Genomic DNA, 8450 nt, shown 5'->3' with positions numbered 1-8450 from the left:
CAGCAGTGAGGAGGGGGTCCGGAGAGGCAGTCAGGGAGACGAGCTTCGGGGGTCAGGCGCTCGAGGCCGTGCTCAAGTTCTGGGCCTACTCCTGGATGTGCCTGGTCAACCTGGTCGTGGGGAGGGCCCCAGGGGTAGAGGTCGAGGGGTGGACCGTGAATTCGGGGAAAACCGGTCTCCCCTATTTCCAAGTTAGTCATCTCGGCTGGAAAATTAAAGTAGGGCACTGAGCACGTAATTCAACATCGGAAAATAGTATCATGCCCCTAGAAGGGGCAAAACTTGTCATTCGTTTTTATTACGAATACAGCAGTTATTACATTTAGCCTCGACTTCAAGGCCACACTTAACGAGAAATCCCATAACTGCTGACGAATAGTAATTATTTAGATTTCCCTTGAAAACAGGACGTCAATTAAGGAAAGGTCAGATAACTACACGAAAACCATCCTCAGTTTTGAGGAGACCTTAAAGGGAAGGTCTCACAACTCCCTTCCGAAGACTCTGGGAAGGTCGAGGTAGACATCTTTGAGACACGGGGGGCTCAAGGCTTTTGGAGAGGGACGACCACCGAGTCCTTCAAGGGAATCTACAACGACGAGGTTTAACCCCTCCCGACGTCCAAGTTGTCCTTCAGGTACCAACAGGAAACAGTATGCTCGTTGATCTTCAAACCCTTAGGGAGGTCGCGGGAACATCTGGCCAGTAACTCCCTGTCACCCTTGGCGTATCGGCAATCCCTCCTGAAGGGACAGCCGGTGAGGGACGGAGGGTTGAGCCTCCTCTCCGTGGACTCGGGTCTGCTCAAGAGCCTGGAGTAGGGGTGTAACGGTTCTCCGGACCCCTCCTCCAGGATCCTCCCGCCGTACAAGACGTAATAGTGCGGGCACTCCCTCATGAATACCGAGCTCACCAAGAGCAGGCTCACGTGAAATCTGTCCACCAGATCTGATAGGATCTCGAGAAAGGACCGTCTCCTAGGTCTATCTATTGTCCTCACGAAGCCCTCCAATACAAACTTACTGTAAGACCTGGAGTACCCCACAGCTAGCCTCATGAGTGCGTTCTCGAAGGGCTCCAGGTCGTCAAGCCTCTTGTCCTGGAAGTAAGTGAAGTACACTCTAGAGGCGTGGTCTCCACAACATTCCTCGAGTACCTCACTGACCTTCAGTTCCCCCTTCAGGGGGGAGTTCGTTACCACCCATACGCCCCCACTTTCCCTAAAGTAAGATATGAGATCCGCCCTACTCCTCTTATCGGTAGTGAAGAGGCAACCTAACCCTGAAACCTGGAGGTTCACGTCCCTCAGTATCCCGAAGGACGCCACACTCAGCGAGATATCTTCACGCACCTCAACTCACCCTTGGGTGGGTCGACTTCACAGCCCTCTCCCCTGAGCCTACACTCCCAGTAAGGACAACCCTGACCTATCCTGAAGGTCAGGGGAAACCTCAGGGATGTCACGTCCAAGCTGAAGGGGTGCATGTACTCCCCCCTCACCACTTCCAGGATCATGCCCCCATGCCCAACGTACTTCACGTCCGTGATCTCCATCACCTTTGGGTCAGAGTCCATGACCAAGAAACCTGCGTCGATCTCCTTGAAGACCCTTTGGGCCACCTTGAGGTAATAGGCCAACTCCAACTCGTCCAGACCGCGACTGGGGTCGTGCAATATCACGTAGTCCGGGGAGACGGAAAGGGCGAGTGCCAAGGCAGAGACGTTGATTTCATACTCGTCCAACATGTGGGGAAACTCGTCCAGCAAATCCTCCCTTAAGTCGAAGTCCTCTAGGGTCTCCACGAAGTCTGTGACGGCCACATTCTCCTCGATTCCGTGAGCCCTGGATACCTCTAACACGTGAGACCTCACGTCATACAGAGGATCGAACAGACTGGAGGGATCTGGAGGGATATAGGCTATCCTCCTCCATCTTACCCCCCTCAACTCATCAGTGGTCAACCTCTTACCGTCGATCAGTAACTCCCCCTTGAACTCCTTGTAACCGATCAAAACTTCAGCCAACTCCCTCTTCATGATCTGGTCCAGTGCCAGTAGCCCCGTGACCCTCTCCTTCTCCACATCCAGGGACACCTCCCTCAAGTAGGAGGTGCTGACCTCAATTAACCTTAACGTTTTCCCTCACCTCATCTGCAAGGATGAGGACTGAGACCAAGAGTAACGCCCTGAAAAGTGCAGGGACTAGGAATATCCACCAGAGGTACAGGAAACTGGCAGCCACGTTGAGTAGTGTGGTCAGTGTGGGGTAGAGGGGGTCCCCCACTCCTCCCACCACTCCTATACCAGTGAACGCTGTTATCCCGTCAACGAACGCTGGAAGGTAGAACGTTATCCCCATCCTGGTCACCACGAACCTGGCTCTCCTCCTGAGTACGATACCCACCTCCCTGAGGCTCCTGAATGTCTGGTCTGCCTCGAAGAACTCTATCCCCTGCCTCATGAACTGTCCCACCCCGGTGAGAGAGACGACCAACGCAGTGAGGAAGAAGTTCATGGCTATACCACTACCCGTGGGGGTCCCCAGGATGAGGGCTAAAACCAGGAGGAAGGGAAGTCTGGGGAGCGAGTTAACGGCGTCAGCCAACCTCACCAGGACTCCCCTCACCCTGAACCTACCGTAAACTGCCAGGGAGGACAAGGAAGTGATCACTGTAGTTATGGCCCCGCTCAGGAGACCGAAGAGCACGGTGTCCCACACGGCCTCAGCGTTCAGAGTGACCATGTTCTCGCCGTCGAGTGAGGTCCCCATGGGGTACGTCAAGCTGGGAGGGAGGCCCGGTTCTCCCTTGGGGAGTTCCACCTCGCTCAGGACTAGGGAGCCCAGGCTTATGGCCAGGAAGAGGATCAGTGCAAACTTCAACCTCCTGCTCATCTTCTCACCCTCGGGTCCAGGATTCCGTAGACCAGGTCGGTGACGTAAGCTGAGAGTATCAAGATGAGGGAGAAACTCAACATGGATCCCTCGGCCACGGTCATGTCCCCGTGGGACACGGCGACCCTCAAGACAGTACCTATACCAGGCCAGCCGAATATGACCTCGGCCATGGCCTCGCCTATCAACATCTCCACGAAGGCTGAGGATATGCCGTTGAGCATGACCACGGAGACGTGTCCCAGAACGTGCTTGTGAAGAATGACGTCCTTTCCCAAATTCTTCAATTCCCCCACCTCCCGGGGTGGCTTAAAGATGCTGGCGGTAGAATAGACCCTGTTGGCCAAGATCCCAACGTAGGGGATAAAGAGGGCCACGAATGGGAGGATCAGATACCCGGTCAATGACCTCTCCGGCCTGCCTATAGGCAATACTCCCAGCTGGAAGTGAAAGAGGTAAATGAGGGCCTCGCTGAGGACCCAAGTGGCTATTGCTGAACCTATGTACCTCCAAGAGCTGACTACCCTTCTGAGGTTTGTGGAAGAGAGGGAGTACACGACCACTACCACCGAGAGGACCACCGAGACAGTGAAGGTTATGGCTATCAAGAGGGAGGTGAAGGATAGACCCTCCAATACTACCAGTGTGGAGGATATGCCGTAGACCCTACTGACGCCCATGTCCATGGTTATCAGGTCCTTCAGGGCCCTCTCCAGGGGTCTGTGGAGAGCCAAGACCTCAAGGGCTACCCCGGCGGAGGACGAGATGAAGAGCGTCACGAGGTACGACGTCGTCCTCTTTTTGAGGAAGTTCTTCAGGGTTCCGACTCCCGACAAGTTCAGGGTCTCCCCAGTGACCCTCTCGTAGAAGAGGGCGAAGGTCGACTTGAAGGCCAGGAGGGAGGAGGTTAGAGCCAATATCAGGGAAGGAACTGAAAGGAAGTAATAGGGCTGAACTACGCCCCTGACCTGGTAGACGTAAAGTTCGTAACTGTTTAGACTGATGGGGGTCACTGAGCTCACGGAGAGGTTCCCCCCAGCCGTGGTCACAGACGCGTTGGGAAGGTATCCTAGTACTACGGCCCAAGGTACACTCCTCCAATCCTGTGGTGGGTAGGCCACGTTCCCGTAACCATATGATGCCAGGGAGTACTGAGTGGTGTCGACTGAGGCTAAGGAGAGGAGTACTGCAACCAAGGAAAGGACCAGCGAGGCGGTGAGGAGGTACTTAGCTCTCATGGTTCCCGGGTGAGATGGCCAGCTTAAAATATTTTTTATGTAATGTGGGTTTTCGTTGAGTTTCAACCGGTTTCGTCAACGGGATCCTTAAGGCTCTGGACTTTCATCACGTTTCCAGCTCAACGGATCCCTTCACTTCCTGATGATCTCGAAGCCTATCCTCCAACTCCTCCTATAGGTCAGGAGTCCGTACCATGCTGAGAGGGCCTCCATCCCACCCAGGACTGGTACCAGGGCGATGTTCAGGAGAGCTGAGGGGAACCACTTACTACCTGCCAACGTGGCGTTGACGTTGTGCCCCAACCAGTACAGGTACAGGACTGTGGCGAAGGAGAAGGAGGAGATCAGTGACGGAATAAGGCCGGGCATGGGGGTGGGGTACACCAGGTTTAGGATTGCCAACACCTCTGAAGGTAGGGAGAGTAACCATAGGGAGAGGTCCAGGACATGAATCAGCTTGAGTTTCCTAGAAGTCCGCACTCTCCTCATCAGGTCGAGTTTGCCCCAGACCCACCTCCTCCTCTGCCTCAGGAAGTCCTGTAGGGTGAAGGGACTCTGCTCGTACAGGAACCCCTGGAGGAACCCCCACCTGTAACCTTCGGCCGTGACCGAGCCCCCAAAGACCGCATCCTCAGCCCTCACGCTACCGAAGTCCCAACCCACCTTACCCTCAACGTCGGCCCTCACCAATAGGTGGGATCCGTGATGACCTAGATAAACCTTACCTAACTTGGCTTGAAGTCTGAACCTCGACATGTCGTCCCCCACCCTCAGGCTGTCCTGATAGGACACCAGCAAGTTCCTCCCCCAGAAGTTGGGGTAAGTTATTACCCCTTGTCCTACCTCCCTGTCCTGATCCTCCACGAATGATATTATCCCCAACACCGTATCCTCCCCCACAACGCTCTCTTCATCCATGAAGTAAACCCATACGTCTCGCCTATTGAGCCCTTCCTCCACCCTGACCCTGGAAGCGTAGTGGAGTGCCCTAGTCTTGAACCTGGAGCCCATGGGGGTGGAGTAGTCCCTAGGTACGTAGAGAACCCTGGCCTCTAGGGAATCGAAGAAGTCCCTGTCTGCGTCCTCCTCGGTCACCACCCAGACCTGGAAATTCCTCAGGTACTTGGGGGCCCAATAAAGCACGCTCGACACCGATCTCAGCACTGCCTCCTTGTTGACCCCCCTTGTGACAACCTGGAATATCACGGTGTAGCCGCCAGATTGAACCCTCCTCCCCAGTTTGTCCTCCTTAACGGTAAGTCCCCAGGCACTGAGTAGGGTCACCGGCAGGAAGACGTCCCACAGGTACTTAGCCTCGGTCAAGGGAGACCACGGTTTCCTTGTGGTAAAGGTCATCCAGGTGAAGAGCAGGGCTGAAAAGACGAAGACGAGGAACATCCCTCTAGACACCCTCACTGCCTGGCTCCTCTCCAACGTGTATTGCCTCCAGAATTCCTCGATCCTCTCTTGAATTCTTTGAGAAGCCATGTGCTTTATTCATACTACCTGTTATAAGTTTGATCCAAAGAGTGCCGAAGGAGAGGAAGCCCGACGAGTCCTAGAGAGGCATCACCGCCACGCCATCGACTGGTCAGGGGCTGAATCCTTTTTCACATTAATAGAAATCTTTTTATATTATTTATAATTTTTTGTTGATAAAGGATGACCTCTCACGCCGATGTGGGCTATGCGCAAAGGGGTGGGAGTGATCCGGGATGTGAGCCCCGTGCCGTTGGGCTCCAAGGAGTCCCATGACTTACCTTGAAGTCGGGTAGGTTGTTGAGGGCAAAGTCCCCACACTTCATCATGATTGAACGTAAAATGAGTGACAGCAGTTATTAGATTTCGCCTTGACTCCAAGGCTACACCTAACGAGAAATCCCATATCTGCTGTGAGTGAAATGAAAGTGTAGGGACAAACGGTTACAGTTGGAGGCAATCGTTACACTCTAATGAGATCAGCTCCCTCACTCGGCCCTAGACCGACCATTAGATTACCCCGTAGCGGAAAGCAACGCTACAACACCGAAACTTGACCCTTACTCTAACCTTCAAGATACTAGGGAAAAAGGTGTTTGTGAGATGGGTCAAGGACTCGACTAGAGCTGAGTACCGCAGTTGGAGCAGAACCTTGCGTTCGGAGGATTCTGACTCCCGCAGGACCTGCAGTATTTATACTGTGGGTAACCCTGGGGCCCTTGTGGGTATCCCTGTGGTTGGTAACCTGGGTAGGTAGGTTGCGCACCAGGGAAATTTGGCTGTCCTCCAGGGTAGCCGTACTGACCTGGGTAAGGGCCTGACACCATCCCAGAGTTTATAAGCCTCTCGACCTCCGACATTATTTGCCTCTCTATCTCGATGTTCCACAGGCTCTCCAAACCCTCCACCGCCAGTCCCACGGGACCCAGTATTAGGTCTCCTAGAACTGACTCCGTCACGTCCTCTGCCTTAACCCAGTTGGCGAGTCCGGTGTTAACCTCAAGGTACCCCTGTCCTCCGAACAACTTGACGGTAAAGGCCCTGTCCGCTGCGAAGAGGTGTCTGAGCAAACCGGTCTTCTTGGCCTGGACTATGTAGTAGTTCCCAGCACCGTAGAATTGGGCCTGATATCCCTTGGAGATGAACCATTGGTACAGGTTCTGGGCTAGGAGCTGAAGGTTTACGTTCACTCCCTGAAAGGTCTTCTGCATGTTTAAGAGATCGCGGGGACTCTTAATAAAATTTCGGCATCTACGTGTTCCACGGGATTTCGTTCCACTATCTTCGATATCGAGCTGGTTAAGTTACAGCAACAATTAGATTTCACCTAGGTTACAGGGCAACACCTAAGGGAGATTCCCATAACTACTGTCCATCATAAAGTACTTCACCACAAAGGAGGGACAGCTAATAAAGGTTTGGAATCAAGATGCTAATAAGGCTGAATATGTACGTCCTCACGGTCTCCTACAAAAGAAAGTACTTCACCACAAAGGAGGGACAGCTAATAAAGGTTTGGAATCAAGATGCTAATAAGGCTGAATATGTACGTCCTCACGGTCTCTGACAAAAGTATGACATAGAGAGTTTTGTTCGTGTGACGGTCGACAGCTCGTCCTCCACCATACAGCAGTTATGGGATTTTTCCTTAGGTAGCGCCCTGTAATCAAGGTAAAATCTGGTAACTGCTACGCCATAAAAGCTCTTTGAGACCTGGGTCATGGAGGACCCGTGGTACTCACTCAAGTTAAGTTTTAGCTCGGTCGAGGAGAGTTTTCTCACGACTGCAGTGATGGGACTTTCCCTTGGATATCGACCTGAAATCAAGGCGAAATCTAATAACTGTTGTAATCCATTTACCGTCACATGAGCCCACGAGAAAACTCCTGTGTCTAAGTAGTCCTTCCCTGCCTCACTTACTTCAATGTCCGATGAGAGTTCCGCAGAAACCCTTTAATGTGGAAAGTAGAAAGTATACTCGACAAGGAAATGGGGGAGAAGACCACCATCAAGGTGAACGAGAACACTCTCAAGGTACTTAAGAAGCTCTAGGAAGAAAACGATTTCTCCTCGATGGATGAGACTGTAACGCTTCTACGTAACTACTCGTTATTTTTAATCACTTCTAAATATCGTTTTGATTAAGTAATGTTTATATAGTATTACCCAAGTAGTTTTTATTGATGATCCCCCTAACTGATGACGGGCACTGCTCACGAGGTTTGGGGAGTGATAAAGGTGTGGATGGGAGGGTAGCGGTGTTTCCCTCGACCAGCCCCAATGAGTTAAGGGTGACCCTGTATGATCCCTTAAGAGGGGTGCCCGTGGTGGAATTAGAAGTAATTAAAAGTAAGGAAAAGTTACGCCACGGGTAAACACTTGCGAGTATGGATAAACACTTTCCACGCAATGCTAGTAAGGCTTCAGTACTGAGGTGGATTAAGGCGTTCTTCACCTTGTACAACCTCTTACAACAAGGTGAATAAAATTGTTGGACACACTCGAACGTGAAAATTAAGGCAAATTTTCTAGTACGGGAAAGAGACAACGCGGACGTACGTAAACTTGTCGACGTTACTCACAAAGCGTTCATATTATTCGTTATTCACTTCGTCTCTTCTCCTCTTCTTTATTTCATCCGCCATCTCTATTAGCCTATCTGGGCCTATACTGTCTTCAGATTTAGGGGGATCTTCTAAGATACCTATTAATCCAGCCCTCGGAATTCCGAAATCTTTCATCCTTCCTATTGTCCTCCTAGCTTCGCTCTCACTGAACTTGTTTTCACCTCGTATGCGATGAAAGGCTTTCCCTTCTTGAGCAGAACAACATCAATATCT

9 protein-coding genes and 3 pseudogenes are annotated in these 8450 nt (G+C 52.0%); 5 read left to right on the top strand and 7 right to left on the bottom strand.

Going from position 1 to position 8450, the window contains the following annotated elements:
- Positions 1-230 (top strand): annotated as a pseudogene (locus METMK1DRAFT_RS19815) (hypothetical protein); the annotation flags it as partial.
- A 374-nt stretch (positions 231-604) separates the two neighbouring features.
- Here the strand turns inward: METMK1DRAFT_RS19815 and METMK1DRAFT_RS01320 are convergent.
- The 5 genes from METMK1DRAFT_RS01320 to METMK1DRAFT_RS01300 all read right to left on the bottom strand — a co-directional run bounded on the left by METMK1DRAFT_RS01320 (position 605) and on the right by METMK1DRAFT_RS01300 (position 5619).
- A complete protein-coding gene (locus METMK1DRAFT_RS01320) occupies positions 605-1351 on the bottom strand; it encodes an ABC transporter ATP-binding protein (protein WP_009069972.1) in 747 nt (248 codons plus the stop codon).
- Positions 1330-2103: a P-loop NTPase family protein gene (locus METMK1DRAFT_RS01315; RefSeq protein WP_009069970.1), complete on the bottom strand. Its 774-nt coding sequence runs from the start codon at positions 2101-2103 to the stop codon at positions 1330-1332. Before METMK1DRAFT_RS01315 ends, METMK1DRAFT_RS01320 begins: the two co-directional genes overlap by 22 nt.
- Before the next feature lie 16 nt (positions 2104-2119).
- Complete coding sequence (locus tag METMK1DRAFT_RS01310; protein WP_009069969.1) at positions 2120-2893, bottom strand: hypothetical protein; 774 nt, start codon at positions 2891-2893, stop codon at positions 2120-2122.
- Complete coding sequence (locus METMK1DRAFT_RS01305; protein WP_009069966.1) at positions 2890-4131, bottom strand: ABC transporter permease subunit; 1242 nt, start codon at positions 4129-4131, stop codon at positions 2890-2892. The genes METMK1DRAFT_RS01310 and METMK1DRAFT_RS01305 overlap by 4 nt, the downstream gene beginning before the upstream one ends.
- A 132-nt stretch (positions 4132-4263) precedes the next feature.
- Positions 4264-5619 carry a glycosyltransferase family 2 protein gene (locus METMK1DRAFT_RS01300; RefSeq protein WP_009069964.1) on the bottom strand — a complete coding sequence of 452 codons (1356 nt, stop codon included), beginning with the start codon at positions 5617-5619 and terminating at the stop codon, positions 4264-4266.
- 174 nt (positions 5620-5793) lie between these two features.
- Between METMK1DRAFT_RS01300 and METMK1DRAFT_RS19630 the strand changes: the two are divergent.
- Positions 5794-5973: pseudogene (locus tag METMK1DRAFT_RS19630) on the top strand (hypothetical protein).
- Positions 5974-6230: 257 nt separating this feature from the next.
- On the opposite strand, the gene METMK1DRAFT_RS01295 reads toward METMK1DRAFT_RS19630, so the two are convergent.
- A complete protein-coding gene (locus tag METMK1DRAFT_RS01295; RefSeq protein ID WP_009069962.1) occupies positions 6231-6821 on the bottom strand; it encodes a zinc ribbon domain-containing protein in 591 nt (196 codons plus the stop codon).
- A gap of 218 nt (positions 6822-7039) precedes the next feature.
- Between METMK1DRAFT_RS01295 and METMK1DRAFT_RS18395 the strand changes: the two genes are divergently transcribed.
- The 3 genes and pseudogenes from METMK1DRAFT_RS18395 to METMK1DRAFT_RS17045 form a co-directional block, all read left to right on the top strand.
- Positions 7040-7177 carry a hypothetical protein gene (locus METMK1DRAFT_RS18395; protein ID WP_009069960.1) on the top strand — a complete coding sequence of 46 codons (138 nt, stop codon included), beginning with the start codon at positions 7040-7042 and terminating at the stop codon, positions 7175-7177.
- A 616-nt stretch (positions 7178-7793) separates the two neighbouring features.
- Positions 7794-7985 carry a hypothetical protein gene (locus METMK1DRAFT_RS01290; protein WP_009069956.1) on the top strand — a complete coding sequence of 64 codons (192 nt, stop codon included), beginning with the start codon at positions 7794-7796 and terminating at the stop codon, positions 7983-7985.
- A 3-nt stretch (positions 7986-7988) separates the two neighbouring features.
- Positions 7989-8096: pseudogene (locus METMK1DRAFT_RS17045) on the top strand (IS6 family transposase); the annotation flags it as partial.
- A gap of 108 nt (positions 8097-8204) precedes the next feature.
- Here the strand turns inward: METMK1DRAFT_RS17045 and METMK1DRAFT_RS17040 are convergent.
- The gene (locus METMK1DRAFT_RS17040; protein WP_009069954.1) at positions 8205-8351 is read right to left on the bottom strand and encodes a hypothetical protein; all 147 of its coding nucleotides are present in this window, start codon (positions 8349-8351) and stop codon (positions 8205-8207) included.
- Between the last annotated feature and the right edge of the window lie 99 nt (positions 8352-8450).

Origin of the sequence: Metallosphaera yellowstonensis MK1 (assembly GCF_000243315.1) — an archaeon.
Classification (GTDB): domain Archaea; phylum Thermoproteota; class Thermoprotei_A; order Sulfolobales; family Sulfolobaceae; genus Metallosphaera; species Metallosphaera yellowstonensis.
Note: the sequence above shows the minus strand (reverse complement) of the source record. Positions and strands in the feature narration are given on the sequence as shown.

Coding starts and splice junctions, on each gene's coding strand:
- METMK1DRAFT_RS01310 (WP_009069969.1), bottom strand. CDS start 2,893: ATGAGCAGGAGGTTGAAGTTTGCACTGATCCTCTTCCTGGCCATAAGC.
- METMK1DRAFT_RS01305 (WP_009069966.1), bottom strand. CDS start 4,131: ATGAGAGCTAAGTACCTCCTCACCGCCTCGCTGGTCCTTTCCTTGGTT.
- METMK1DRAFT_RS01300 (WP_009069964.1), bottom strand. CDS start 5,619: ATGGCTTCTCAAAGAATTCAAGAGAGGATCGAGGAATTCTGGAGGCAA.
- METMK1DRAFT_RS01295 (WP_009069962.1), bottom strand. CDS start 6,821: ATGCAGAAGACCTTTCAGGGAGTGAACGTAAACCTTCAGCTCCTAGCC.
- METMK1DRAFT_RS18395 (WP_009069960.1), top strand. CDS start 7,040: ATGCTAATAAGGCTGAATATGTACGTCCTCACGGTCTCCTACAAAAGA.
- METMK1DRAFT_RS01290 (WP_009069956.1), top strand. CDS start 7,794: ATGATCCCCCTAACTGATGACGGGCACTGCTCACGAGGTTTGGGGAGT.
- METMK1DRAFT_RS17040 (WP_009069954.1), bottom strand. CDS start 8,351: ATGAAAGATTTCGGAATTCCGAGGGCTGGATTAATAGGTATCTTAGAA.